This window comes from Stackebrandtia nassauensis DSM 44728 (assembly GCF_000024545.1).
GTDB classification, from domain to species: domain Bacteria; phylum Actinomycetota; class Actinomycetes; order Mycobacteriales; family Micromonosporaceae; genus Stackebrandtia; species Stackebrandtia nassauensis.
In genome coordinates this window covers 3,873,196-3,899,021 of sequence record NC_013947.1, presented here as the reverse complement: position 1 = coordinate 3,899,021, position 25,826 = coordinate 3,873,196, and the positions used below count along the sequence as shown (strand labels likewise).

Genomic DNA, 25,826 nt, shown 5'->3' with positions numbered 1-25,826 from the left:
TCTCAAAATGTTATCGGGTAACATTTTGAGATGGGCAAGAGGGAACGCACCCGACTGCGGTTGCAGGAGTGCGCCATGGACGCCTTCGAACGCGACGGATTCGAGGCCACGACGGTGGCCCGGATCGCCGAAGCCGCCGGGGTGACACCGATGACGTTCTTCCGGCATTTCCCCACCAAGGAGGCCGCGGTGGTGTGGGATCCCTTCGACCCGCTCATCGCCCAGGCGGTCGCCGCCGCCATCGCCCCCGACGTCTCGGCGCTGCAAGCGACCTGCCGGGGAATCTGGTCGGCCTGGCGGGGCGCGGATACCGCCGTGGAACCACTGGCACGACGCCGGTCCCGGCTCGTCGCGGCCACCCCGGCGTTGCGAGCCGCCATGTGGGCCGCCCAAGCCGACACCGAAGCCGCCATCACCGAAGTGTTGCGCGACGCCGGATACACCCGGTGGGAGTCGGCCGCGGCAGCCGGGGCCTGCCTGGGCGCGTTGACCTCGACGTTGCTGGCCTGGGCACTCGACGCGGACGAGTCGAGCATGAACGGCGCGATCGCGTCATCGCTGCGCGCCCTCGATCCGGAAGGGATCCCCGAACCATGACCACAGTGGCCAGCGTCGCCAAACTGGGATTCGCCTACCCCGCCACACCCGTCCTGCACGACGTCGACATGACGGTCCACGCAGGACACATACACGCGCTCATCGGCCTCAACGGCGCCGGGAAGACCACCCTCATGCGTGCGGTACTGGGCATGCTGACTCCCGACACCGGAACCGCGACCCTCTTCGGGCAACCCGCCGCCACGGCCCCGGCTCTGGTCTGGAAGCGGGTCGGGTACCTGTTGGGCACCGAAAGCACCTACGGTGAGCTGACCGGACGGGAGAACATCTACGCCGCCGCGCGCTTGCACGGCCTGGACCGCCACGCCGCCCGGCAGGCCACCGAGGCCGCGATCACCGAGTTCGGCATCGAAGCCGAGGCCGGCAAACGGGCCGCGCGACTGTCCATGGGCAACCGGCAACGCGTCGCCCTGGCCGCCGCCTTCGCCCACCGCCCCGACCTACTGGTCCTGGACGAGCCGACCATCGCACTCGATCCGCTGGCCGTGGTGGCGCTTCGTCGCAGCCTGCGCGACGCCACCCACCGGGGCGCGGCGATCCTGGTGTCCAGCCACCATCTCGACGAGGTGGCCCGGCTCGCCGACGACATCACCGTCATCCACCGCGGCCGTATCACCGCCACCCTCGACCCGGGCGGCACCGACCTGGAGAAGCAGTTCTTCGACCTCGTGTACGCCGCCGAACTGGAGGATGCCCCGTGAACACGATGAGCGCCGCCATCGGCTTCGAATGGCTGAAACTACGCCGCGCGCGACTCACCTGGGTGGCCACAGTGGTGCTGGGGCTCGCGGTTCCGCTGCTGTCCACGGGACTGCTGGCCGCCGCGCGCTCCGACTCCACCAGCCAACTCGCCGTCAAGGCGAGGACCATGGCCACCGAAACAGGCTGGAGTGGACAATTCACTGTGGCAGGACAGTTCCTGAGCGTCGCGGTGCTCGTGGTCGTCGGCGTGGTGGCCTGCTGGATCTTCGGCAGGGAGTTCACCGATCGCACCGTGGCCGGACTGCTGTCGCTGCCGACCACCCGGATCCAGTTCGCTGTCGCCAAGTTCACGGTGCTGTCGGCCTGGGCGACGGTCACCTGCGCACTCGCGGCTGTGACCATAGTGGTGGCGGGTCTGGTCACCGAAACCGGCGCGCTGCGGGCCCACGACTGGGCGGTACTCGGGAAGCTGTTCCTCGCGGCACTGCTGACGATAATCCTGACCGCACCCCTGGCACTGGCCTCCAGCCTGTGGCGCGGATACCTGGCGGGAATCGGGATCCTGTTCGGACTGCTGGTGGTCACACAGCTCGCCACCGCCGCAGGACTCGGCGGCTGGTTCCCTTACGCCGCACCCGGTCTGTGGCTGGGGCTCGGCGGCACCGACGCCGCCGCCGCGATCACCCTCCCACAGCTGCTGCTGCCGTTGCCGATCGGACTGGGCGCCGCGGTGGCGACCCTGCTGTGGTGGAACGGCAACGGCCCCACCGAGAACAGGTGATCATGTCGGCACCTCAGGAGCGTTCGCGCTCCCGGGCGGAACCGGAAGTGCCCGCGACATCGCCCCGCCAGGCGACCATCGCCAACCACCCGAACCCCAACACGAACGCGGTCAGTTCCAGCGCGCCGACCGGAGCACCGGTCACATCGTTGACCGTGGCGAGCCGATACAGGAGTCCCGCCGCCATGGCGGTGACGCTCACGGCGACACCGATGACGATCGACAACAGACGCCATCCTCGTCGGGACCGGTGTCCGAAATATCGGGCGAGCACGAAACAGCCACCGATCAACCCGATGAACAGCAGACTCCCGCCCACCTGGTGAAGCCGCCCCGAAACCGTCACGACGTCGGCTTCCCCCGGCGGGTACCCCAGGGCCGGATCCGTCGGGAAGATGCCGGCGACCACCAGACCGGCGCCGATCGCACCCACCAGCCACGGACCCCACTTGCCGCCCGGGGCCCCGGCAGTCCGTCGGCCCACGCCGCCGCCGAACCCCAGCACCAGCAGGCCGCAAATGACGTAGGTGGCGCGCTCCCACCCCGCCCGATCGCCTTGCGTCAACTGACTGACGCCGTGACTCCAGGGGCTGTAGCCGGGCCGGGTCGCACCATCAGCCAGGATGACCAGCAACAACAGCAACGGACCAACGACTCCGGCGATCCGAAGGAGTGGTTCGACTCGTCTCCACGACACCATGGCAACCTCTTTCTTGAGTTTTAGCGTAAACTAAAACTCAAGAATTCGACAGAGGGGCATCCGGGGTGAATGACCATATCGAGCACGAGCGGCTCATGGAATGGGTGGAACGACTCACCGCCTTTCTGGCGCGCGACGGCGTTTCCCCCATCGCGGCACGATGCCTGGGCTGGCTGATGGTCTGCGATCCGCCCGAACAATCCGCCCAGCAAATCGGAGACGCCATCAACGCCAGCCGCGGCTCGATGACCACCAACCTGCGATTGCTGACCGCCATGGGATTCGTAACCCATCGCACCCGCCCCGGAGACCGCACCACCTACTACCGCGTCGACGACAACGCCTGGGACACCGTGGTACGCCGCCAGATCGCCTCCCTGACCGCCTTCCAGGACCTGGCTCAAAACGGTCTCGACATCCTGGGGCCCGGCACTCAACGAGCCGCCCGGATCAAAGAAGCCCACGACACCTTCGCCTGGATGAGCGAGGTCTTCAACAACGCCCCGCCCCGCCGGCAGACCTGACCGGTCGTAACCACGTGGACAGGTCGATGGGCACTGGTCGGTGGCGCGCGGCTTCACTGTTGAGACGAAGGACGTGGAGGCGGTTACGTCGCTGACCGGGTTCGACGTCGTGGTCGTGGGCAGTGCGGTGTACTACGGGCGGTGGCGGCGGCAGGCGAACCGGTTCGTCAAACGGTTCTCGTCCGATCTCAAACAGCGCAGGGTGCGGATTTTCGAAAGCGGGTGGGTTGGCCAGCGGCCCGCGCGGGTAGAACCGACGCGTACGGCGAAGAAATGGGCCGAGCGATTTGGAGCCGGGCCCGTCGCGGTGTTCGGCGGCAGGCTCGATCCCGAGCTGGCGAAGACCTACCTGGACCGAGCGCTGACCCGGCGGATGGCCAGCGATTCGCGGGATTGGCCGCGCGTTCGCGACTGGGCGGGCAAGATCGCCGACGAGGTGAAGACCGCAGCGGATGGCGAGTGAGGAAACAGGGACCGTTTGCCTTGGGGTGCCGGTCCATCGCCCCTAAGTCGACCCTCGTCGTGCGGCTTAGGTTCGTCGATGAGCACGTCCGACGAGTAGAAAGCACATGACCATGTCGAAACCTGAACACGCGTTGGCGGACAAGCCCGAGGCACTGCGGACGGCGGCCAGTGTCGCGCGGTTCGCGCCGTCGATCCACAACACCCAACCGTGGCAGTGGAGCATCGCCGCCGATGCGATGGAACTGTTCACCGACCGCAAACGGCACATGAGGTTGACCGACCCGGAGGGCCGGTTGATGGTCCTCAGTTGCGGGGCCGCGTTGCGGTACGCACAGATCGCCTTGGAGGTGCAGGGGTACCGGAATCCGGCCGTCTATCGGTTGGGGCAGGCCCGCGCCGACTCCGACGATGTGATGCTGGCCCGGCTGACTCCGGGCGGGCAGGTGGAGCCGTCGGAGGAGTCGATCCACGAGCTGCGGTTGTTGATGCTGCGGCGTACCGATCGGGGTGCGGTGCGGGATGAGGCGGTGTCCCCGTCGGTGTTGGAGCGGTTGCGGGCGACGTGTGAGGAGAACGGGGCGTATCTGCATGTGTTGCGGGACGAGCAGGTCACCCAGTTGGCGGTGATCACCGGTCACGCGCAGCGCATTGTGGAGTCGGACTCGCGGCGGCTCGCCGAGTTGGACGAATGGGCCGCCGCTCATCAGGAGGAGGGCGTCGGGGTTCCGGCCGAATCGGTCAATGTGGATCCCGGGCGGGTGCGGGTGGCGCCGCGCCGGTTCGGAGTGGCGCGTCCGCTGCCGCCGCAGGAGTCCACTCAGGATGACAGTGGTGACGCCGCGGCTTCCTACGCGGTGCTGTATGCCCCGGACGACGCGGCTCCCGCCTGGTTGCGGGCGGGGGAGGCGTTGGTGGCGATGTGGTTGGAGGCCACGGACGCGGGGGTGTCGGTGGAACCGTTCAGCGAGACCATCGAGGTGGACGCCGCGCGAGCGCAGCTGTCCCAGCTGATCGGCGACGTCGGGTATCCGCTGCTGGTGCTGCGGTTGGGTCTGAGCCGAAAGCCGGAGTTCACCGCCGCGTGGACGCCGCGGCTGTCGGTGGCCGAGATCCTGCGCGAGGCGCGCGCCTGAACAGCCGTGCCACCGCCAGAACCGCGGCGGGGATCGCCGCGACGGCGACGCAACCGGCCACCACGGGAAGCGACAGCGCCGAGGTTCCCAGCAGGGACCGCAAGGGCGCTATCCACAGTGCGCCCAGCTGGAACACCACCGAGAGGCCAACGGCGGCCGGAAGCCACCAGTTGACGCGGTCGCGGCGACCAGTGCGGGCGCGGGAGACGAAGGCGACGCCCAGTTGCGCCATGCCCAGCACGGTGAACAGCACCGACTGCCAGGCCAGTCCCCGCGACGCGGCGAAGACCGCGGCACCAAGACTCACCGCCGTGATGAGGGCGCCGGTGATCGCGACGCGGGTGGCCAAGCCGTCGCCGAGGATCGCCTGGTCGGGGCGTCGGGGTGGTCGGCGCATCGCGTCGTCCTCGACGGGTTCGGCTCCCAGCGCGACGCCGGGCAGGCCGTGGGTGAGCATGTTGATCCACAGGATCTGGCCCGGCAGCAGCGGGATCGCCAGCCCGAACCACGGTCCGGCCAGCATCACCGCGATCTCGGCGAGCCCGCCCGACAGAGCGTAGGCCAGGAAGCGGCGGATGTTGTCGTAGATGCGCCGTCCCTCTTCGACGGCGTGGCCGATGGTCGCGAGGTTGTCGTCGGCCAGCACCAGGTCGGCGGCCTGGCGGGCGGCCTCGGTGCCGCCTTCGCCCATGGCGACGCCGATGTCGGCGCGACGCAGCGCCGGGGCGTCGTTGACGCCGTCGCCGGTCATCGCGACGATCTCGCCGCCGCCCTGCAGACTCGCGACGATGTCGAGCTTCTGTTCGGGGCGGATGCGGGCGAAGACCCGCGCACCGGTGGGATCGGGCGTGAGGCGGTCGCCGGTGACGACGGCCGGGTCCGGGCCGAAGCCCAGTTGGGTGGCGATGGCCGCGGCGGTGTGCGGGTGGTCGCCGGTGATCATGACCAGCCGGATTCCGGCCTGGTCGAAGCGGTCACGGATCCGCGGCGCCTGCTGTCGTAGCGGATCGCCCAGCGCGACGAGACCCAGCAGACGCAGCCCGGTTTCGTAGTGGGAGGCGTCGGGGCAGGTCGGGTGTTCGGCGGCGGCCACGGCCAGCACCCGGAACCCGTCGCGGGCCAGCTCCTCGGCACGTTCGCGTATCGACGGCGCGTCGTCGGGCAGCAGCACCTCCGGGGCACCCTTGCACACCACCAGGAAGGTGTCGTCCGGTGTCTTGTGGACGGTGAGCATGCGGCGCCGGACGGCGTCGAAGCCGATCTCGTCCACACGCGGATGGTCGGACCGCGCGACGGTGGCGTCGACGCCGCAGCGTCCGGCGGCGGCCACCAGCGCCGCCTCCATCGGATCGCCCACCGGCGTCCAGGACTCGTTCGACGCCGGGGTGATGTCGGCGTCGTTGCACAACGCGATCGCCAACGCCAGCCGCCGCACGCCCGGGGAGCATCGCGGGGAGACCTCCCCGCTGGGCGCGTAGCCGGTGCCCGACACCGACACCGCGCCGTCGGCGGCCTCAAGGCGCCGCACCGACATCCGCCCCTCGGTGAGGGTGCCGGTCTTGTCGCTGGCCACGACGGTGACCGACCCGAGGGTCTCCACCGCGGGCAGGCGCCGCACGATGGCGGCGCGCCGGGCCATGCGGTGGGCGCCCAGCGCCAGCGCGATGGTCACCACCGCCGGGAGTGATTCGGGAACCGCCGCGACGGTCAGACTGACCGCCGACAGCACCATGTCCGGCAGGGACAATCCCCGCAGCAGTCCCAGGACGAGCACCACGCCCGACAGTCCTACCGCGACGGCACCCAGCACCCGGCCCAGTCCGGCCAGGCGCCGCTGCAGGGGGGTGTCGCGTCGGGGTTGTGCGGCCACCACGGCCTCGATCCGGCCCAGTGCGCTGTGGGGTCCGGTGCGGGTCACCGTCGCCTGGGCGCGGCCGGTGGCCATGACCGTTCCGGCCAGCAGTTCCTGTGCCACGGTCTTGTCGACCGATTCGGACTCGCCGGTCAACGCCGACTCGTCCACGCTGCACAGCGCTGCCTCGGTCACCGTCGCGTCGGCGGGAACGATGTCGCCCGATTCCAGGCGCACCAGGTCTCCCGGCACCAGCTCGGCGGCCGCAACGGACTGGTCGACGCCGTCGCGCACCACCCGGGCCCTGGGCGCCGCCAGCTGCCGCAACGCGGCCACCGCGTTGTCGGCGCGGACCTCCTGGATCAAACCCACGGTGGTGTTGAGGACCACGACCAGCACGATCACGATCGTGTCGGCGACATCGCCCAGGGCGATCGTGACGACCATGGCCGCGATCAGCAGCAGGATCAACGGATCCCGCAGCTGAGCCACCACCCGGGAGGCGAGGGTCCGCCGGGCGGTCTCGGGTACCGCGTTGGGGCCGTGTCGCCGTCTCAGTTCGGCGACCTCGACAGTTGACAGTCCTGAGTTGACTATGGTGGGCACGGTGATCCTCTTCGTCGCTGCGGCTGGTTGCGGGTTGTTCACATCGTCGTGCGTCCGACCGAGCGCGACCAGGGACCATGCGCCGTCGCGGGCAGGCGCGAAAGTCCCGGCCCTGACGATGGGCCCGCCGAAGTACTGCCACTCGGCCCTAAATGCCGCGCCAACCAGCATCGATGCTGGAGAGGTCGCGCCGCCATACGCGGTAGTGCGACGACTCGGCCGGTGCGCGGACGCACCGAGTCGCACCCGAACCTCTACTCCAGAATGGATGACTTAGGCATGACAGCTTCGGTGATGGTCGGCTTCGACGGCTCGCAACACAGTCAGGTCGCGGTGAACTGGGCCGCCCAGGAGGCTCAGCTGCGACGCCGCCCCCTGGTGATCGTCCACGCCTTCCTGGTGTTGGGCCCGCTGCCCCCGGAATCGGCCCAGGCTCACACCAGGGCCCTGCGTGCCGTGGTGGGTGACCTCGTCGAGGCCGAGGTGGAAAGGGTCCGTGAACTGGCACCCGGCATCGACGTCAGCGGGCGGATCGTCAGCGGTATCACCGCCAGCGTCGAACTGATCGAAGCCTCCCGCGACGCCGAACTCCTGGTCGTGGGCAGCCGGGGTCGGGGCGCGTTCACCGAACTGCTGCTGGGCTCCACCGCCTCCCAGGTCGCGGCCCACGCGCTGTGCCCGGCCGTGGTGGTTCGCGGCCCCGCCACCGGTGACACCGCCGACCCCGACCGGGTCGTCGTGGGTGTCGACGGATCCCCACTGGCCCAGGCGGCGCTGCGATTCGGGTTCGAGGAGGCGTCGTTGCGCGGCGCCCGCCTGATCGCCGTGCACGCCTGGAAACATCCGGTGTCCACAGAGCCCGGTGACATGCTCCCGCTGGTGTACGACATCGACGCGCTGGCCGCCGATGAGGAACGGCTGCTGGCCGAGTCGCTGGCGGGCTGGCAGTCCAAGTACCCCGACGTGCCGGTTGAGCGCGTGTGTGAACGCTCCGACGTCCGGCGGCTGTTGAAGGAGAAGTCCGCGGGCGCCCGGCTGCTGGTCCTCGGATCGCGCGGCCACGGCGGCTTCACCGGACTGCTCATGGGCTCCACCACCCAGGCGATGGTCCACCACGCCGAGGCGCCCGTCGCGATCGTCCACCCCTCCACCCAGCGCTGATGGCCAACGGTCCCAACAGGAAGGCGGATCGGCAATGCCAGCCGCGATAGCCGTCGGATACGACGGATCCCCATCCAGTCGCCGCGCCATCGACTGGGCGGCCGACGAAGCGCGCCTTCGCGATCGCGAGTTGATCATCGTCACCGTCCACTTGACACTTAGCGCGCCGCCACCGCCCGCTGAGGACGAACCCGATCCCAGCGCCGACCGGCAGGCCGTTCGGGACATGCTGAACGCGGCGAAGCGCGATCTGGCCGAGCGGTCACCGCGGTTGAAGGTGGAGGCCGAACTGATCAGTGCCGCCACCGCCGGCGCGGGCCTGGTCGCCGGTTCCGATCGGTGGGAGTTGCTCGTGCTGGGTGAGCGCGGCGAAGGCGGCTTCGCCGGAATCCTCGTGGGCTCCACCTCCACCCAGGTCAGCGCCCACGCGCGGTGTCCGGTCGTGGTGGTGCGGGGCCCTGGCGGCGAAACCGGCCCCAACGCCGGTCGCGTGGTCATCGGCGTCGACGAATCCGAACACTCCCGCGAGGCCGTGCGCTTCGGTTTGCGGGAGGCGCGGCTGTACCAGGTACCGGCCACGCTCGTTCACGCGTGGCGACACCCGATGGCGACACGGGACGGATACCTCGCCAGCGGCCTGGGTGACCGACAGGCCATGGCGGATCGGGCATTGACGACCATCAGTGAAGCCCTCAGCGGGATCCACGAGGACTTCCCCGACGTGCCGGTCAAACGGATGGCGGTCCACGGCGGTGCCCGGCAGGTGCTGCTGGACCAGTCGATGGGGGCTCGCATGCTCGTGGTGGGTTCGCGCGGGCACGGTGGTTTCGCCGGGCTGCTGCTCGGTTCCACCAGTCAGGCACTGCTGCACCACGCCGACGCGCCGGTCGCGATCGTCCGTTCCGCGCGGCCGACGACGCCGTGACGCACCTGTGAGCGGCCGCCACCTGGCAGTGGCGGCCGCGCTGGGGCCGGTCGTGGTGGTTATCGCAGGAATGGCCAACGGTTGACTGCCTGGCTTTGGCTCCATTTCCTGCCCAGGCCCCAGGTGTCTCCGGCGTTGGCGTAGGCCAGGCCGATGACGAGGATGGCCATGATGATGTGGTCGTCGATGAGGGGGTTGTTGGCCGGTGGCAGGGCCACGCTCCACATGAGCACCAGTTGGATGGCGGCGGCGATGGCGGCGATGCGCATGCCGATGCCCAGGATCATGGCGATGCCGATTCCGGCCAGGCCGAGCATGAACAGCCAGTCGGCCCATGCGGCTCCGGCGATGGAGGTGTAGATGCCTTTGAACGGTCCGGAGGCGGAGTTGGCCAGGAAGCCCTGGGTGGGGCGGCCGCCGTTGAGCCAGGAGTGGTCGGGTGGGGTGGCGTAGCCGAGTCCGAAGGTCTTGTCGAGGAACGCCCACAGGAAGATCCAGCCGACCCCGATACGGGCCAGAGCCCACACCCGACGGCCATGGTGCTGTCGCGGATCGGTGTCGTCGATGGGAAGGCATGGTCCGGTGTGGGTGACGTGACGGGTTGAGGTTGACATTGGAGTGTCCTTTCAGTGCGTGGCTCCAGTCCACTCCGTTCGCGGAGCTTGTCCCAGGGCCCCACGGCATGCGATGTCCCCAACGATCGACTCAACCCCTCAGAGCCGCTGTACCCGGGACCGTCGAAAGTCCCCGCCGCTTCGATCGCTTCGGCCCTCCGCGGCGGTGTGCGGGACGACGAGCCTGGAGTCATGAACGAGAACAATGTCAAGCCCGTGGTCGTCGGTATCGACGGTTCCCGAGACAGCCTCCGCACGCTCGAATACGCCGCCGTCGAGGCGGTGTCCCGCAACCTCCCGCTGCGTATCGTCCACGCCCGGTCGTGGCCGCTGTACTCCGGCGACGCCGCCGTGGTGTTCGCCTACTCCGCGCCACCGCTGTCGACCGACGCCGAGAACCAGCGCGTCATCGACGAGGCCGTCGACACGGTCCACCACGCACACCCCGACCTCCCCGTCTCCGGCCAGGTCATCCACGGCGGCGCCTCGATCGTCCTCGTCGGCGAATCCGAACACGCCGAGATCATCGTCATCGGCGCGCGAGGCGCCGGTGGGGTGGCGGAAAAGCTGCTGGGATCAGTCGCACTCGACGTCGCGGTGCGCGCGAAATGCCCGGTGCTGCTGGTACGCGGCGACACCGAGCGGACCGGCCCGGTGGCCGTCGGCATCGACGGCAAACGGACCTCCTGGGACGCGATCGGTTTCGCGTTCGCCGAAGCCGAGCAGCGCAAGGTCCCGCTGCACGCGATCCACGCCTGGCACCTGTCCACCGCCGACGCCGCGACGTCCACCACCGACGAACCCGGTGTGGCGCAGGCCAACCGGCTGCTGGGTGGCTGGCTCAATGACTGGCAGCCGCGGTTCCCGTCGGTGGAAACCCACCACGTCCCGGTCCACACCACCGACGTGGCCGCCGCGCTGACCGACGCGTCCGAAACCGCCGGTCTGCTGGTGATCGGTTCCCGCATGCGCGGCGAACTGCGCGCGCGACTTCTGGGCTCCACCGGTTACGCCATGATCCACACCAGCCAGTGTCCACTGGCGATCGTCCACAACACCTAGTCCTCAACCGGGTGGCCCCGAACAACCGCGGGCCACCCGGTTCAGTTTGACCGACCAACATGCGAAGGAGAGCGTGTGATGATGTACGGCTGGCACAACGGGATGGGCGCTGGCGGCTGGGTGTTCATGGTCATGAACGCCCTGGCCCTGTGGGCGCTGCTGGCGGGAGTGATCTGGTTGGCGGTCAGGGCGTTTCGCCTCCACACCCCCGGCGGGGCCGATCACGCCGAGCGGATCTTGGCCGAGCGCTTCGCCAAGGGTGAGATCACCGAGGAGGAGTACCGGGATCGGTTGTCAGTGCTGCGAAACCCGAAGAACTGACACGCGACGAAGCCCGGGGTCACCCGGTGCTGTCATGCCGTCGGCAGCGTCCCGGCGAGTGCGGTGGTGGTCGCGTCAGGCGTGAGTCGCAGCTCGGCGTTGACGACCATCAGCCCGTCGGGGCCCGCCAGTATCGGATCCAGGCTCAGCTCGGCGATCTCGGGGACGTCGTCGGCGAGCCGGGCCAGCCGCGACACGAGGTCCTCGACCTCGTCGGTGTCGACGGCGTCGCCTCTCAACAGTGCCGCCGCGCGCAGTGAACGCCACATACGCCCGGCTTCGGCGTCGGTGAGTGGCGGATACCGGTAGACCCGGTCGTCGATGAGGTCGGCGTTGGCGCCGCCCAGTCCCAGCATGACCATCGCGTCCCCCGAGCGATCACGGACGATCGCGGCGGCCAGTTCGATCGCCCCGGCCGCCCGACCGACCGATGTGGTCGCATGCGAAGCGGCAACGGGAATCCCGTACATCGCCAGCAGTCGCGCCGTCCAGTCCATCGACTGTGGCCCGGCCCCGGCGCGCACCGCCGCGTCCACCAGCCGCCGGGCGCCCGCGTCGTCGACACTGGGCAGCGGTCGGCCGCTGGCCTCCGGTTCGCGACGCCAGTGCGCGTAGGCCACAACGTGTCCCAGCGCCGTCATCGCCGGTTCGGGGAGCGCGAACACGGGCACGTGTCGCTTTCCCAGGTGGCGCGGCGGTTCGGCGATTCCGGTGAGCACGACGGCGATCGGCAACCCGGTCGCGTCGAGGGTCTCGGCGATCGTGTCCAGATACCAGGGAACATCGCCGCTGGCCGACACGTCGAGGTTCACGGCCAGGACATCGACCTCGCCGCTGGTGGCCAGTGTCGATATCGCGCCGCCGAAGGCTTCCGCCGACACCGCGACGTCCAGATCGACGGTGGCCGTGTCGGTCGCGGAGGCGGCCATGCGAAGCCGTTCACGAAGTCCCGGCGACAACGCTGGCGCGAACAGCCCGGCACGGGTGGCGGCGGCCAGAGCCAACTCGTTGAGGCCGCGCGCATTGCCCACGACGGCGACGCGGTCCCCGGTCGCGGTCGGCTGGCCGGTCAGCATCGCGGCCGTGTCCAACATTTCGTCCACAGTGCTGACACCGATGACGCCGGTGTACGCGCACCACGCGTCCCATGTGTCGGCTGCCTCGGCGGGCAACGCGATGACCGGCTTGCGACGCGACACGCTTCGAGTCAGCCGGGCGAAACCCCGTGGATGTGGCAGCGCGTCAAGGCACAGCGCGACGACATGGCAGTGGGGATCGTCGTGCCAGTACGACAGCAGATCACTGTCGTCGATATCGACACCACTGCCCCGGCACACGAAAGCGCCGATCCCCAGACCACGGCGGGCGGCCTGCGCCAACATCGCCGACCCCACTGACGCCGAGCGCGACGACAGCGCCACCGTGCCCGCGTCCACCTCGACCGGGGCGGTGCAGGCGGTCAGCCGCACCTGCGTCGCGGTGGTGATGAGACCCAGACTGCCCGGTCCCAGAAGCCGCAGATCGTGCCGCCGGGCCCGCTCCACCAGGTCGCGAGCCACCGTGGCACTGACGTCGCCGGTCAGTATCGCGGCCCGCACTCCGGCGGCGGCGGTCTCGTCGACGGTTGTGGCGCAGGCGATTTCGGGCATGGCGATCACCGCGAGATCCACCGGCTCCGGCAGGTCCGCCAGCGACGGATGGCAGTCCAGGCCCGCCATGCGACCCCCGTGCGCGGACACCGCGTAGACGCGGCCGGTGAAACCGTGGGACATGATGGCGCGCAACATCTCGGGACCGTGGCGGGGAAGACCGGTACCCATCACCGCCACCACCCGCGGGCGCATCAACGTCGTCAGTGACGCGGCCTTGGCGACACGTTCCCGCTCGCCGACTTCGTCCAGCGCCCGGCCGATCCACACGGTGGGCAGCTCTACCTCCACGGTGGAGCCGATCGCGGGCGCGACAGCGTCGGCCGACAGTCCACACGCCACTTTCAACATGGGGTAGTTGTCGGCTCGCACGTGTCCCGACAACCGCCGCACACCGTGCGCGGCGGCCACGGCGCCGAGCCGTTCGAGAAGCAACGTCGCGATGCCGCGTCCGTGATGCCGGGGGTCGACGAACACCGCCGCGACCGCGTGCCCCCGATCGTGGCTGCCACGTTCGTAGGACGCCACCGCGATGATGCGTTCGTGATCCAGGGCCACCAGGGCCGCGAAGTCCTCCGAGGCCGGTCGCAGCAGCCGCTTGACCTCACGTTCCACCGAGTCGGCACCGTAGGAGAAGAACCGCCACCGCAGATCGTGTTCGTCGGCGTGCCGGTGGCACGCGGCCAGCCCGGCGGCGTCTGTGGCCTGGACCGGCCGAATCCCGATGACATGACCATCGCGCGTCAGGGCCGCGCCACGACTGTCCATCATGATTCGACCTGGGCCCGAGCGCCGTTGTCGTCGAGCAACAGCGCGACGCGCTGGTCGTCCGGCAGGGCGGCGGCCAGCAGGCGTACCGTGGCGGCCAGCGCGTTCACCCTGGCCTCCAACCGCAACAGCCGCAGCTCCACGTGAGCCGGTACATCGTTCTGTTCGAAGATTCGCCGGTTCATGACCGGGCCTCGGTGCGATGGTGCAGGTCGCGGTACCGGGTGGCATGCAGCCGGTGCGCCAGGACGCCGCACAGCCGAGTCGACAGCGCGAAACCCAGATCGGGTTCGTTGCGCATCACCCGGGCCAACCGTTCGGTGTCCAGCAGGATCGCGGTGATGTCGGTGGTGGCCACGGCACCGAAGTGCCACAGGTGGGGTGGTATCAACCAGGACCAGCCGACGACGTCGCCCGGCCCCAGGGTGTCCAGGACCGCCCGCCCGCCGCCGACGACCGGAGTGTCGATGTCGACCGAACCGCTCTCCAACAGCCAAAAGCCCGAAGCCGGGGATCCTTCGGCGAACAACCGCTGGCCCGCCGAGTAGCGGACCCTGCGGCCGGTGATCCCGACAAGGGCCAGCTGTTCGGTCGACAGGCCCGCGAAGAACTCGAAGTCCCGCAATACGTCCGAATGAGTCATCGCCTTTCCTTTCGCCGCGCCGAGAGTGCGTCGTGCACTTTCATCCTGTTGCGGCGGGCGCGGTGATGACAGAGGCGGAGTGGGCCGCGGTTAGCGGGACCTTGAGGCCACCGTCCGGGTAGTTCCCGGCCCGGTTCACCCGGGGAATTCGGCCCTGGGCGTCTGGTATGGATGGCTGCGGATGACTTCCACGACGAGGTTCACGGTGTGGCGCAGCGACGATTGGAGGACGACCGAGTTCGGGACGTGGTTCGCTGTTTGCGCGGATCGCAACTGAAGCGCGATATCGCGTCGACGCGGATAGCCGGGGGCCGCTCCGATGAGGCGGTACTGATGTCGCCGCTCCATCGCCGCGTACAACTCGGCCAACGCGATCGGCTGCACGGTGACCGCCGGGTCGCAGGCGGGGAACCAGAACATGACGATGTCGGCTATGTGCAGATGCCGGTACTCCCACCGGACCTGCTGCTCGTGCGCCGCCGGATCGGTGACATCGAAGTTCGCGCGACGCGGGTTGTAGACGGTGACGTCCACACCGGAGGCTTCGAGCATCCCGACGGCACTGGCCTGCCAGTCGTCGACCCCGGTGATACCGCCACCGAGGAACACCGCGGGCCACCGGAATGAGTCGCCTCGTTGATCGGCTTGGTGGGGGGCCTCGACGTAGCGCACGACCATGGGGTTGATCATTCCACGAACGAGTCGTGCGGTGGGGATCCGTCGGGGCTAGCAGGAAGCGCCCGGTTCGGGGAGTTTTCGGGTCTTCAGGTATCGATCGGCATGCTCGATGACGCACGCGTCACCGTTCCAATAGAGACCGTGGCCGGGACCGTCGTGCGCGATGGTGACCCCGGATGTCTGGGACACCACGCGATCGGTGGCGGCATAGTCGTTCCAGGTCCCCGCGCCCAGTGCCGGTGGCGTCTTGGTCGGGATCGGCCCCGGTTCGCCGCGCGGGGGTGTCGGCCATCCCACGCAGGTCAGGATCGCGCCGTACAGCTGCAGGCGCCCACCAGTGTTGGGGGCCAATCGGTTCAGCCGACGGACCGTGTCGGTGACCTGCGTGTGATTAGTCGGCGCGGGAAAGTCCAGGCATTCCACCACTGCGGGCACCGGGACTGCCGACACCGGATGGTCGGGGTCGGTGACGAAACCCGAAGCGTCGCCTCCTTCAGCGTCCAGTATGGCCTGAGCCAGGTCGTGCCACGCTGGATCAGGTGTCCTCATCCGCAGAATCCGCACGGCCGAATCCTGAAGGTCTCGGCCGTCATACTTCACTTTGCCCGCCGGTATCGGTGTCTCGTTGGCCTGCTTGACGAGTGCGCGCCACCGTCCGGAAAGGTCACTCTCATCGTGAAGCGCGCAGGCCTCGGTGCGGCGGCACCAGTCGACGAACCGCTCGAACGCCGCCTCACCATCGGTGGCGTAATTGTCGTAGACACTGTCGCGGCTGCCGGAGTGGTCGACGATCCCGTCGACGTACATGGTGCGAATCTGCCTGGGGAACTGCCGCGCGTAGCTTTGCGCGAGCAGTCCGCCCGCCGAGGTCATGTGCAGGTTGAGTTGCCTGTCTCCCAAGGCTTCGCGGATCGCGTCCATGTCCTTGGCGTGGCTGGCCGCGTCCATGTTGTCGAACAGGGCCGGGTCGGTGTCGCGGCAGGCTTCGGCCCGTTCGCGATTGGACTGGGCCAGCTTGTCGAACTCCTCGCGGCTGTCTGGCACTTCTGGCAGCGGGATCCCGGTCCACTCGCACTTCAACGCCGTGCTGTAACCGGCACCCATCGGGCCGCCACGGATGTCCCAGGTGACGATGTTGCTGCGCTCGCGCAACCCCTGGAAGGGTTCGCGGCCGCGAGACAGGTACTCGATGTCGTTGCCGATGAACCCGCCCGGATTGACGAGCACATTGCGCGCGGTGTCCGGGGACTTGCTCGCGGGCAGGCGTCCCAGCATCACGGTGATGCGACGGCCTTCGGGTTCGTCCCAGTCGACCGGCACCTCAATCGAGGCGCACTCCATGTCGGTCTCACCGCCGGGGCACCGGTCCCAGTCCAGCCCGGTGTCGGCCTGTGCCTGGGCGGTCAACAGCGCGCCCGTCAACACCGCCACTGTTCCACAAGCGACGGACATGCGTTTGATGTGGGGAGAGCTCATGTCCCCACACGCTATTGACCGGCGGGCGACAACACATCGGACTCGGGTCTGATTCGTTGGCTCAGACCGTGGGTGGAGGAGCTGGTCAGGGAACGGCGGTGAACAGTTCGTAGCTGTGGCCGTTGGGGTCGCGGACGTAGACTCCGCGTCCACCGCCGAGGTGGTTGATGCGTCGGTCCCACCCGTTCTCCACGCCGGAGCCGTAGTCGACGGCGGGCCACGTCGACAGCCGGTGCAGCACCGCGTCGAAGGTGTCGTCGTCGACGAGGAACGCATAGTGGCCGGGTGCCACGTCTGCCCGGTCGTCGAAGTCGAGGGTCAGGTCGTCGTTGACGGCCACCGGCGCGAACGGCCCGCTGGGCGCCGAGACCGCGAGCCCCATCAGTTCGGCGAAGAACGTCGCCGCCGCCTGCTTGTCGCTCGCCGGAACGATCGTGTGATTGAGAACGATGGACATGCCAACCTCCTGCGTAACAGACCCGAAGGTCATTTATATGCGATACGCATACAAAGATACGTGCGCATCGCATACAATGTCAAGGGTGAACACCAGTGACGTCCCCAACCCCCGCGCCGCGGCGAACGGCGGACCCGCGCTGTTCCGGTTGGTGCGCTTCTGGTCCCGCCGCTGGACCAACCAGCCGCTGACCACATCCACCCCCGACGGCGACACCCGACGGGTGCAGAACATCCAGGTCGTCGAGGCCGTCGCCGCCGCCCGCGACGAAGCCACCGTCACCACCGTGGCCGAACAGCTCGGCCTCGACCACTCCGGCGCCAGCCGCATGGTGCGCGACGCCGTCGCCGCGGGCCACCTCCACCGGGGCGAGTCGAACCAGGACCGGCGACGGGTCGCCCTGCGGCTCACCGACGACGGCCGCCAGCTGCTCACCGCCTCCCACGACTGGCAACGCCGCTGCTTCGACCAGCTCACCGCCACCTGGGACGACACCGACCGCCGCCGCTTCGCCGCCTACCTCCAACGCCTCGCCGACGAAACCCTCGATTGACCACCGCCGCAGGCGTCCAGGTGGCAATGGGGAGGGCTCCCTCTCGACAAACCCGGTATGGCCGGTAATGCTTCACACCGGACACAGAGAGGACTCCGCATCATGACCGAACGCGACAGCTACACCGTCGGCCCGCAGGACGACCCCGACAAGTACCGGTTGATCCGGCAGGTAGGCAGCGGGGGAGAAGCCGAACTGTGGCAGGCCGCGGTCCGGGTGGCGGGCGCCGACGAGACCGTCGCGGTCAAGATCCTTCGGGCCGCGCACGCACTGGACCCCGAAGCCTGGCAACAACGCTGGCGCGAACAAGCCGAGGTGCTGCGACTGCTGCGGCACCCGGGAGTCGTCGGCGTCCACGAGTTCTTCACCGGCCCCCGCATGCACCTGCCCGGCGAAGCCGACGCCGACACGCGGCACCACTACCTGGTGATGAACTGGGTCGAAGGCGTTGACCTGCGCCAGTGGGTCGCCGGAGAACGCGATCGCTTCGAGGCACTGCGGCACCTGGTCCAACTCGCCGAAGTCCTCGACTGGCTGCACAGCGGCGAGGCCACCCCCTCGGGACGGCCGGTGGTGCACGGTGACCTCAGCCCGGGCAACGTCATCGTCAACTCCCACGGCCAAACCGTGCTCGTCGACTTCGGACTGTCCAAACTCAGCAACGAGGGCACCCGCGAACCCGTCGGCACCCAGGGTTACTGCGCCCCAGAGGTCACCCAGTACGGCGTCTACGGCAACGCCGCCGACTGCTACGCCTTCGGCGCGCTGACCTACTTCACGCTGACCGGCACCAACCCGCCCTCCGGCGACGCGGAACTGCGCCAAGCCCTCGTCGACGCCCTCCGCCCCATGTTCGACGGCGCCGAACCCGACGCGATCGCGAGCATCGCCGCCCACGAACCCGGCGACCGGCCCGCGGCCGGGCAATGGCTGCGCGACCTGCGCCCCCACGCCACCACCGCGGCCCCGCGCGAGACCCCGCTGCCGCCAACCCACTCCACCGCGTCGAAACCCCGACGCCCCGCCCCACCCGCCGCGGTCCACATACCCGCCAAGAACCCCGTATGGCCGTGGGCGGTCGGCGGAGTGGCGACTACCCTCATGCTGACGGCGTGCGGAATCGGGGTGTTCCTGTGGGGCGCGTCGCCGTCGGGCTCCGATTCGCCCGCGGAAAGTTCGGAGTCCATGCCGGAAGAAAGCGAGGGCCTGTTGTTGACGGACTTGGAACCGAGTGACATCAGAGGCTTCAAGGAAGCCGGAACCGATCCGCTGACGGCACCATGCGACAAACGTCCCTACGTTGAATACACACTGGACGGAAACTACTCCGCCCTGCGCATCTCAGCCTCCACAGGCGACACCGATGAGACCGCCTACGTGAGCGTGACAATGACCGGATACACCTCAGACCAGGAATTCGCCGTCCCCGCCGACGAAACGAACTCCCAGGAGATCGACATCGCCGACGCCGACACCGTCCGGATCGGCTTCAACGGCGCCGACTCCGGTGATTGCACCCTGGAAGCCGGGTGGCTGAAGTACTGACGATGAGTGGGATCGACATCGAGCACGACGGCGCCACGCACCGCCTGGAGCCCGGCGGCAGCCTGACCGTCGGCCGTGACGAGAGCTGCGACATCTGCCTCGACCCCCAGGACATGGGCATCAGTCGCCTGGCGGGCCGCATCGCCGACGTGGGCGGGATCTGGGCGGTGACCAACCTCAGCCGTAAACGCCCACTCCACATAGTCGACGCCACCGGCTTCGCGGTACCCCTACCGGTGGCCCTGTCCAACGGCCCGCCCTCCCGCCGCGTGGTGGACACGGTGCCCATGACGGTCCTGATCGCCGGAGAGGAGTGGACACACGCCCTGGTGCTGCGGCTGTGCCATTCCCCCGGCGAACCCGCGGCCCCCAGCCCACGCGACGGCCTCGAAACCCGAACCCAACTGCCCAACATGACCGACCGACGCCGCGAAGTACTGGTCGCCATGGCCGAGGGCTACCTACGCCCCTACCCCTTCTACGACCCGAGGCCGCGCACCTACCAGGACATCGCCGATCGCCTGGGGCTGAGCAAATCCCAAGTCGTCAAACGCATCGAACAGGTACGACTCGACCTGGTCGCGGCAGGAGTCCTGGGCTTGGAGAAGGAAGTCGACGCCCGCCGAGCCCTGTGCGAGTGGCTGCTGGCCACCCGTGCCCTCAGCCGCTCCGACGTCGACTGGCTACGCCACCGCCGCGACCGGAACACGTAATTGCCTTAATCGGGGACGGGCGTCGGCTTCTCCGAACTTTCGCTCGAGTTCGGCAGCGCCGGGTTGACTTGGGTGTCGTCCCAGCCATCTCGGCAGGTACCAGTTGGCGCGGCCCAGCAGCGTCATGGTGGCGGGCACCAGGACCATGCGAACCACGGTCGCGTCCAGCAACAGCGCTGTGGCCATGCCGACGCCGATGATCTTCACCATCACCGAGGAATCGAAGGCGAAGCCCAGGGCCACCGCGACCATGATGGCGGCGGTCGCGGTGATGAGCCGGGCCGCCTGGCTCAGCCCCGACACCACGGCGGCGGTGTTGTCACCGGAGACGAGGTAGGCCTCCCGGATCCTGCCGAGCAGGAAGATCTCGTAGTCCATGGACAGTCCGAACAGGATCGCGAACAGGACCAGCGGCGCCCAGCCCGCGATCGGGACCGGGTCGTCCAGGCCCAGCAACCGCGCCCCAGCGTGGGTCTGGAAGGCCAGGGTCAACACGCCGAAGGACGCGGTCACCGACAGCAGGTTCATGAGCACCGCTTTGAGCGGGATCAGCAGTGACCGCAGCATGAAGACCAGCAGTACGAAACTCAGCACCAGCACGACCGCGATCACCAGCCACAACCGGTCCGCCAGCCGACCCGACATGTCCATATTGATGGCGGTGGGACCGGTGAGCTCGGCGCCGTCGGGAAGCGTTCGGGTCACCTCGCGCACCAGCCGTTCGGTTTCGGGGCTTTGCGGCCGTTGGGATCCGACGGCTTCGAACACGGTCACGGTGCCGTCGTCGGATTTCCGGGACGGGGTGAGTCGTTCCACGCCCGTGAGTCCCGCTACCCGATCCCGGATGTCGGCGACGGCGGCGGTCCCGGTGCGGCGGGTGTCGACGACGATCAGCAGTGGGCCGGTGGCACCGGGACCGAAACCCTCGGCCACGATGTCGAAGGCCCGTCGGGTGGTGGAATCGGCGGCCTCGGCGCCGGCGTCGTTTTGCCCCAGTCGCATGCCGGTGACCGGGACGGCCAGGACCGTCAGCAGCACGAGTGCGGTCAGCAGCCATGCCGTCGGGCGGCGCGTGACCGTCGCGGACAGGGTTGCGGCCCAGCGCGCCGGTTGTTCGGGGTCGCGACGGGAGCGTCGCATCCGGTGCCCGAAGCGGCCCAGCAGTGCCGGAAGCACTGTTATGGACAGCAACACCTCGACGATGACGACCAGTCCGGCGGCCAGGCCCATGGTCGTGAAGCTCGGCACCCCGCACAAGGCCAGTCCGGTCAGTCCGACCAGGACGGTGGCTCCGGCGATGACGACCGAGTGACCGGCGGTGGCCGTGGCCACGGCTGCCGATGCGACGGAGTCGTTTCCGGCGTGGCGGTGGGCGCGGTACCGGGACACGATGAACAGGGCGTAGTCGATGCCGACGCCGAGCCCGATCATGGCGCCCAGCGTGGGGGTGGCGGTGTTGACGGTCGTGAAACCGGCGATCAGCATGATCAGGCCCATGCCGGTGCCGACTCCCAGGCCCGCGATCAACAGCGGGAAGCCCGCGGCCAGCAGCAAACCGAAGGCGTACAACAGGATCAGCAGCGCCACCCCGACGCCGACGGCCTCGGCGGTACCGTCGGGGCCCTGCACCGATTCGGGAAGTTCGCCGCCGACGGCCACGGCGTCCGCCGAGTCGCGCAGTGGTGTGGCGGCCCGGTCGAGCGCGTCGGTCTCGGCGGTCGCCGACAGTTCGGTGGCCGGACGGTGGTAGCTGACCGCCACGATGGCGATGTTGGCCGAATCGCTGCGCCGCACCGCAACCTCGCGCACCCCGTCGCGCTGTTCCAGCCGCGCCACCGTGTCGTCCAGCGCGTTCTCATCCACGTCGGCTTCGCCCCAGTCGGCAGCGATGTGGGCCCGCGCGCCGGCTTCGTCGGGGAACCGTTGCTCCAGCAGCTGGGTGGCGGCGTGGCTGGATGTCCCCGGCAGGTCGACGGTGTTGTGGGGAGCCCCGCCCAGTCCGGCGGAGACGAAACCGATGACGGCCACCACGGCGGCGGTGATCGCGAGCGTCAGAAACGGACGTCGCGCGCCGTTCCTGCCGAGGCGGTACAGCACAGTAGACATGGACCTCTCCTTCAGGCGTCGTCGCCCAGTAGAAGTCCGGCACCGCCGCGACGTCCAACAACGACGACGGCAGCTTGACAACTATTGGTTGTGATGCCAGCCTGCGGGTGTGGAAACCGACACCGCGCAGCTGCGGGCCTTCGTCACGATCGCCAGCACCGGCCACATCGGCCGGGCCGCTGAACGGCTGCGGCTCACCCAGCAGGGCGTGTCGAAGCGACTGGCCCAACTGGAGCGACGCCTGGGGCTGCGACTGGCCGACCGGCATTCCGGTGGTGTGCGACTGACGGCGGCCGGACAGCGGTTGCTGCCGCACGCGCGAACGATCGTGGCCGCGTGGGACGTTGCCGTCGAAGAACTGCACGGGGACCGGCGCCTCACCCTCGTCGTCGACGGCCTGTACGAACCGCTGGCGCCGCAGCTGTGGCTGCGCGGCGCCGCCGCCGACCCACGGTTCACCGTCCGATCGGCACCGCGCGACATCCCCGCGTCCCAGGTGGAGGCGGTGCTCGGCGGTTACGTCGACGTCGCCTTCGGCCGCGCGAACACCACGCCCTGGCCCAGGGAACTGTCGCGGGCCGTGGCCCTGTTGGAACCGCTCGCCCTGCTGACGGGCCCGGGGCACCACCTGGCGCGGCGTCCGCGGGTACGGACCCAAGAACTGTCTGATTTGGAGCTGTGGTTTCCCGGTGGCGGAAGTCCCGCGCAATGGCGGCAGCTGGCGGCCGAGTTCGAGTCCACGTTCGACGTGGGCATCCGCGACTCCCGTGCGACCGTGAGCTTCGCGCACTTCCTGGAAACCGCGGAAAACGACGCGTCGGCCTGCACCATCATCGGTCTGGCCATGGAACCGCCGCCCCCGCCCCTGCGAGCGATCCCCATTGTGGATCCGGTTCCGGTGTTTCCGTGGGCGGCGATCTGGCCGTCCCGGATCCCACGTGCGACCGTCGACCTGTTGCTGGAACATGTCGACGCCCGGCACTTGGTACCGGTGGATCAGGCCGCCGACCGCGAGCGAGTGTGGATGCCCGAAGCCGACCGCGAATGGATCACCGCTCGCGCCACCCAGCCCTCGCCCGGTCCCCAGCGCTGAGCCAACCCCGCCGTCAACGTGCCCCCGCGGGCACCTTGACGGCGAGGTTCAGCGGGCGTTGCCACTGGTCACTCGGAGGGTTGGCAGAAGCGCAACACGTTGCCGAAGGGATCGATGATCTCCATCGTCGGTCCGCCTGGGGCGTCGCGTTCGATGCCGGGACGGAGGTTGGGATGCGCCCGACGAGAAAGTTCGGCGTGGAAGGAGCGCAGGTCACCGATCGGCACCCACACCACCGAGCCGGGGGTGCCATCGCCGTGATGCTCCGACAGGTCGAGCACGGTTTCGCCTCGACGGATGCGCATATAGACCGGCATGCCTTGCTCGAACCGGTGTTCCCATTCGGTGGTGAAGCCGAGGTAGTCGAGGTAGAAGCCGCGTGCCAGGGCTGTGTCGTGGATACGGAGCACCGCCACGGCGGAACCGGAGTCTGTCTGCGCCGCGGTGAGACTGGCGCTGGCGGTGTTCCAGTCAGCGAAGCCGAGTTGCTGGGCGACGATTTCCAGCGCCCGGCTGTGACTCAGCTCGAAGCCGTCGTCGGCGAGGCATTGGCGAAGTACGCGGGCGGCGGTTTTGGCGTCGGAGATGGTGGTGGTCATGTTCACCGTCTTTCCCGGTGCCCTGTCCTTGACGGTCGGTGCTCGCGTTGCCGTCCGTGGGCACCGTGATTACGGGAACCTGTGGGTGGCGTTGTCGTCGATGTCTTCACCATGCCGAGAGACCCCGGTGCGAGCAGCGGGTCACATCGAAAACCCAGCAAGAACGTACCACAATCGTTCGATCACACGGCTGTACCGACCAGAGTGTTGGGGGGGCGTGGGGCACCCTCGCGTCGCGGCAGCTACGCGTATCCGTTGGTGAGAGCGATCAGCCGGTCGAGTACCCGGTCACCGGCGGCTCGCAGCCCATTGTGCTCGAACTCGTTGGTGAGCCAGGACCGCATCGTCGGGATGAGCGCGGCAGTCTCCTCGGAGTACACCCGATCGACGTAAGCGTCCTCGGCGTAGATGGCGGCGGCGCACGGAACCTCGCAGGCGCGCAGCCGCTCGGCGTCGTACAGGACCGGCCATTCGTGTTCCGCCAGGATCTCGGCCGCCTCCCGCAGCGGCGCCAGTTCGCGGTAGTCGGTGAACATCCAGCTGTAGACGTGTTCGCCGGTGAACAACGTCTGGTCCGACTCGAAGTCGGCGGGCAGCGTCCGTTGCGCGGACCATCGGGTGGCATGTCCGTCGGCGTAACTGGATTCGTGGATGACCGCGTACAGCGGATTGCGGCCGGAGAACGGCATCGCCGCGGCGACATCGTGCCGAAACGCCGGGGAGTCGGGGTCGCGTTCCACAATGTAGTGCAGTCGTTCCGCGCCGTCGCTCATCCCCAGCATGTTGCCGATCTGCCGGAACCGGCGAGCGGTGAGCACATCCCCGTCGGGAAGCCGAAGATCACCGGCCTCAAGACGGTCCACAATCGCCGCCACCCGATCCCGGTCGCCCGGATAGCGTTGGTAGTAGCGGCGATTGCGTTCCCGCATCGTGACGTAGGTGTTGCGGTACACGTCGTCGGGATGACGCCCCACCGGGGGAACACCCCCGGTGAAGAAGACCTCCCGCAGTCCTTCGGGCGCCTGGGACAGGTAGTTCAGGCAGCAGAAACCACCGAAGGACTGACCCAGCACACTCCACGAGTCAACGCCCAACGCGGCGCGGATCCATTCGGCGTCGCGAACGATCGCATCGGCGCGAAAGTGCGTCAAGTAGTCGGCCTGTTCCTGCGGTGTCATACCCGCCAGATCGCCGACCGGGGTGGAGCGGCCGGTGCCGCGCTGGTCGAGCATCAGCACCCGGTAGTCGGCGAGCGCGCGATCCAGCCAGCCCGGCTGATACGGCACCCCGTGTGGCCGAGGCGCCTCCTGGCCGGGTCCACCCTGGAGGAAGACCAGGAACGGCCGGTCGCGGCCCTTGGGGTCGGCGACCTCGCGCGCGAACACGGTGATGCGTTGGCCGTCCGGCCGGGAGTGGTCCAGCGGTACCTGGAACTCGTGCTCGGTGAGGATCAGTCCGGGAATGTGGAATGTGGCCGACATGAAGCCCATCCTGACAGGTGACGTGGGCGGGGGTTGGGCAGTCACGCCTGCTGCGGCGTGCGGCGTGGCCAGGTCCAGGCGGAGCGCAGGATGAAGACCAAAAGCAGCGTCTCGAGTCCGATGGAGAGGGCGTAGAAGTAGGCGTAGGTCCAGGTCTCCGATGCCGCGTTGAACACCGTGATGGGGATGTAGAGCGTCGCGACGACGAGGTTGGCGATGCGGTTGACACGGGCGGGCAGTGTCATGGACAGCACGATCATGAGGATCGGGATGGCCATGAGCGTGAGCGCGATGGCGACAAAGGTGGGGCCGGTGTTGAACTCGTAGACGATGCCGGCCAGGAGGTCGTCGAGGAAGCCGGGCTTGTACAAGGCGAGGTAGTCGACGTAGATGTAGAGGAACATGAAGCTGGTCCATGCTGCCGCGAGTTTGGCCTTCACGGGCATGCGCAGATCTTCCAGCGTGCTCGGGGACGACGGATTGCTCAGTGCGGTGGGGGATTGAGAGGTTCTCATCACCATGCTCCTTGGCTTGATTGAGTGGGTGTTTCCACCTTCACCGATGCCACCGGCGGGCACATCAGCCCGGGAGCCTGATCCGT

Annotated in this window: 27 protein-coding genes; 14 read left to right on the top strand and 13 right to left on the bottom strand. The window is 68.7% G+C overall.

What is annotated here, in order from left to right; all coding sequences use genetic code 11:
* The first annotated feature begins 30 nt into the window (after nt 1-30).
* From SNAS_RS18070 to SNAS_RS18060, 3 genes are read left to right on the top strand one after another with little or no spacing between them, the layout of a single operon-like run.
* Entirely contained in the window at nt 31-597 is a 567-nt protein-coding gene (locus SNAS_RS18070) for a TetR/AcrR family transcriptional regulator (protein ID WP_013018896.1), read from the top strand.
* Nucleotides 594-1,319, top strand: coding sequence for an ABC transporter ATP-binding protein (locus tag SNAS_RS18065; RefSeq protein WP_013018895.1), 726 nt, complete (start codon nt 594-596; stop codon nt 1,317-1,319). Before SNAS_RS18070 ends, SNAS_RS18065 begins: the two co-directional genes overlap by 4 nt.
* 5 nt (nt 1,320-1,324) lie before the next feature.
* Nucleotides 1,325-2,101 (top strand): ABC transporter permease, encoded by a 777-nt coding sequence (locus tag SNAS_RS18060; protein WP_041626481.1) that lies wholly within the window; start codon nt 1,325-1,327, stop codon nt 2,099-2,101.
* A gap of 13 nt (nt 2,102-2,114) precedes the next feature.
* Here SNAS_RS18060 and SNAS_RS32950 read toward each other — a convergent pair whose 3' ends face one another.
* Nucleotides 2,115-2,801, bottom strand: a complete 687-nt coding sequence (locus SNAS_RS32950; protein WP_013018893.1) for a DUF998 domain-containing protein — start codon at nt 2,799-2,801, stop codon at nt 2,115-2,117.
* Between the two features lie 65 nt (nt 2,802-2,866).
* Between SNAS_RS32950 and SNAS_RS18050 the strand changes: the two genes are divergently transcribed.
* The 3 genes from SNAS_RS18050 to SNAS_RS18040 all read left to right on the top strand — a co-directional run bounded on the left by SNAS_RS18050 (nt 2,867) and on the right by SNAS_RS18040 (nt 4,923).
* The gene (locus tag SNAS_RS18050) at nt 2,867-3,325 is read left to right on the top strand and encodes a GbsR/MarR family transcriptional regulator (RefSeq protein WP_013018892.1); all 459 of its coding nucleotides are present in this window, start codon (nt 2,867-2,869) and stop codon (nt 3,323-3,325) included.
* Between the two features lie 40 nt (nt 3,326-3,365).
* Nucleotides 3,366-3,788 (top strand): flavodoxin domain-containing protein, encoded by a 423-nt coding sequence (locus tag SNAS_RS18045; RefSeq protein WP_013018891.1) that lies wholly within the window; start codon nt 3,366-3,368, stop codon nt 3,786-3,788.
* 112 nt (nt 3,789-3,900) lie between these two features.
* Nucleotides 3,901-4,923: an Acg family FMN-binding oxidoreductase gene (locus SNAS_RS18040; protein WP_144300557.1), complete on the top strand. Its 1,023-nt coding sequence runs from the start codon at nt 3,901-3,903 to the stop codon at nt 4,921-4,923.
* Here the strand turns inward: SNAS_RS18040 and SNAS_RS18035 are convergent.
* Entirely contained in the window at nt 4,862-7,381 is a 2,520-nt protein-coding gene (locus SNAS_RS18035) for a cation-translocating P-type ATPase (RefSeq protein ID WP_013018889.1), read from the bottom strand. The genes SNAS_RS18040 and SNAS_RS18035 overlap by 62 nt on opposite strands.
* Before the next feature lie 279 nt (nt 7,382-7,660).
* Here SNAS_RS18035 and SNAS_RS18030 point away from each other — a divergent pair, with 279 nt between their 5' ends.
* Nucleotides 7,661-8,542 carry a universal stress protein gene (locus tag SNAS_RS18030; RefSeq protein WP_013018888.1) on the top strand — a complete coding sequence of 294 codons (882 nt, stop codon included), beginning with the start codon at nt 7,661-7,663 and terminating at the stop codon, nt 8,540-8,542.
* Between the two features lie 34 nt (nt 8,543-8,576).
* On the top strand, nt 8,577-9,467 hold the full coding sequence (locus tag SNAS_RS18025) for a universal stress protein (protein WP_013018887.1): 891 nt from the start codon (nt 8,577-8,579) through the stop codon (nt 9,465-9,467).
* Nucleotides 9,468-9,526: 59 nt separating this feature from the next.
* Here SNAS_RS18025 and SNAS_RS18020 read toward each other — a convergent pair whose 3' ends face one another.
* Nucleotides 9,527-10,081 carry a DoxX family membrane protein gene (locus tag SNAS_RS18020; RefSeq protein ID WP_013018886.1) on the bottom strand — a complete coding sequence of 185 codons (555 nt, stop codon included), beginning with the start codon at nt 10,079-10,081 and terminating at the stop codon, nt 9,527-9,529.
* 192 nt (nt 10,082-10,273) lie between these two features.
* On the opposite strand from SNAS_RS18020, the gene SNAS_RS18015 reads away from it, so the two are divergent.
* Nucleotides 10,274-11,143, top strand: coding sequence for a universal stress protein (locus SNAS_RS18015; RefSeq protein ID WP_013018885.1), 870 nt, complete (start codon nt 10,274-10,276; stop codon nt 11,141-11,143).
* Nucleotides 11,144-11,221: 78 nt separating this feature from the next.
* Nucleotides 11,222-11,464, top strand: coding sequence for an SHOCT domain-containing protein (locus tag SNAS_RS18010; RefSeq protein WP_013018884.1), 243 nt, complete (start codon nt 11,222-11,224; stop codon nt 11,462-11,464).
* Nucleotides 11,465-11,496: 32 nt separating this feature from the next.
* On the opposite strand, the gene SNAS_RS18005 is transcribed toward SNAS_RS18010, so the two are convergent.
* The 6 genes from SNAS_RS18005 to SNAS_RS17980 form a co-directional block, all read right to left on the bottom strand.
* On the bottom strand, nt 11,497-13,884 hold the full coding sequence (locus SNAS_RS18005; RefSeq protein ID WP_013018883.1) for a GNAT family N-acetyltransferase: 2,388 nt from the start codon (nt 13,882-13,884) through the stop codon (nt 11,497-11,499).
* Complete coding sequence (locus SNAS_RS35845; protein WP_013018882.1) at nt 13,881-14,066, bottom strand: hypothetical protein; 186 nt, start codon at nt 14,064-14,066, stop codon at nt 13,881-13,883. The genes SNAS_RS18005 and SNAS_RS35845 overlap by 4 nt, the downstream gene beginning before the upstream one ends.
* Nucleotides 14,063-14,524, bottom strand: coding sequence for a cyclic nucleotide-binding domain-containing protein (locus SNAS_RS17995; protein ID WP_013018881.1), 462 nt, complete (start codon nt 14,522-14,524; stop codon nt 14,063-14,065). Before SNAS_RS17995 ends, SNAS_RS35845 begins: the two co-directional genes overlap by 4 nt.
* A gap of 135 nt (nt 14,525-14,659) precedes the next feature.
* Nucleotides 14,660-15,202, bottom strand: coding sequence for a nucleoside 2-deoxyribosyltransferase domain-containing protein (locus SNAS_RS17990; protein WP_013018880.1), 543 nt, complete (start codon nt 15,200-15,202; stop codon nt 14,660-14,662).
* 48 nt (nt 15,203-15,250) lie between these two features.
* Entirely contained in the window at nt 15,251-16,678 is a 1,428-nt protein-coding gene (locus SNAS_RS17985) for an alpha/beta fold hydrolase (RefSeq protein ID WP_013018879.1), read from the bottom strand.
* Between the two features lie 85 nt (nt 16,679-16,763).
* Entirely contained in the window at nt 16,764-17,135 is a 372-nt protein-coding gene (locus SNAS_RS17980; protein ID WP_013018878.1) for a VOC family protein, read from the bottom strand.
* A 76-nt stretch (nt 17,136-17,211) separates the two neighbouring features.
* Between SNAS_RS17980 and SNAS_RS17975 the strand changes: the two genes are divergently transcribed.
* The 3 genes from SNAS_RS17975 to SNAS_RS17965 all read left to right on the top strand — a co-directional run bounded on the left by SNAS_RS17975 (nt 17,212) and on the right by SNAS_RS17965 (nt 19,946).
* Entirely contained in the window at nt 17,212-17,688 is a 477-nt protein-coding gene (locus SNAS_RS17975) for a MarR family winged helix-turn-helix transcriptional regulator (RefSeq protein WP_013018877.1), read from the top strand.
* 102 nt (nt 17,689-17,790) lie between these two features.
* Entirely contained in the window at nt 17,791-19,233 is a 1,443-nt protein-coding gene (locus SNAS_RS32945; RefSeq protein WP_013018876.1) for a serine/threonine protein kinase, read from the top strand.
* A 2-nt stretch (nt 19,234-19,235) separates the two neighbouring features.
* Nucleotides 19,236-19,946, top strand: a complete 711-nt coding sequence (locus tag SNAS_RS17965) for a hypothetical protein (RefSeq protein ID WP_013018875.1) — start codon at nt 19,236-19,238, stop codon at nt 19,944-19,946.
* On the opposite strand, the gene SNAS_RS17960 is transcribed toward SNAS_RS17965, so the two are convergent.
* The gene (locus tag SNAS_RS17960) at nt 19,917-22,052 is read right to left on the bottom strand and encodes an MMPL family transporter (RefSeq protein WP_013018874.1); all 2,136 of its coding nucleotides are present in this window, start codon (nt 22,050-22,052) and stop codon (nt 19,917-19,919) included. The two genes, SNAS_RS17965 and SNAS_RS17960, sit on opposite strands and share 30 nt — an antisense overlap.
* 109 nt (nt 22,053-22,161) lie before the next feature.
* Here SNAS_RS17960 and SNAS_RS32940 point away from each other — a divergent pair, with 109 nt between their 5' ends.
* Nucleotides 22,162-23,145, top strand: coding sequence for a LysR family transcriptional regulator (locus SNAS_RS32940; protein ID WP_013018873.1), 984 nt, complete (start codon nt 22,162-22,164; stop codon nt 23,143-23,145).
* Between the two features lie 68 nt (nt 23,146-23,213).
* Here SNAS_RS32940 and SNAS_RS17950 read toward each other — a convergent pair whose 3' ends face one another.
* From SNAS_RS17950 to SNAS_RS17940, 3 genes are all read right to left on the bottom strand, one after another.
* Nucleotides 23,214-23,744 carry a glyoxalase superfamily protein gene (locus SNAS_RS17950; protein WP_013018872.1) on the bottom strand — a complete coding sequence of 177 codons (531 nt, stop codon included), beginning with the start codon at nt 23,742-23,744 and terminating at the stop codon, nt 23,214-23,216.
* Nucleotides 23,745-23,986: 242 nt separating this feature from the next.
* Entirely contained in the window at nt 23,987-25,225 is a 1,239-nt protein-coding gene (locus tag SNAS_RS17945) for an alpha/beta fold hydrolase (RefSeq protein WP_013018871.1), read from the bottom strand.
* A gap of 41 nt (nt 25,226-25,266) precedes the next feature.
* Nucleotides 25,267-25,740: a DUF6326 family protein gene (locus SNAS_RS17940; protein WP_013018870.1), complete on the bottom strand. Its 474-nt coding sequence runs from the start codon at nt 25,738-25,740 to the stop codon at nt 25,267-25,269.
* Nucleotides 25,741-25,826 lie beyond the last annotated feature (86 nt).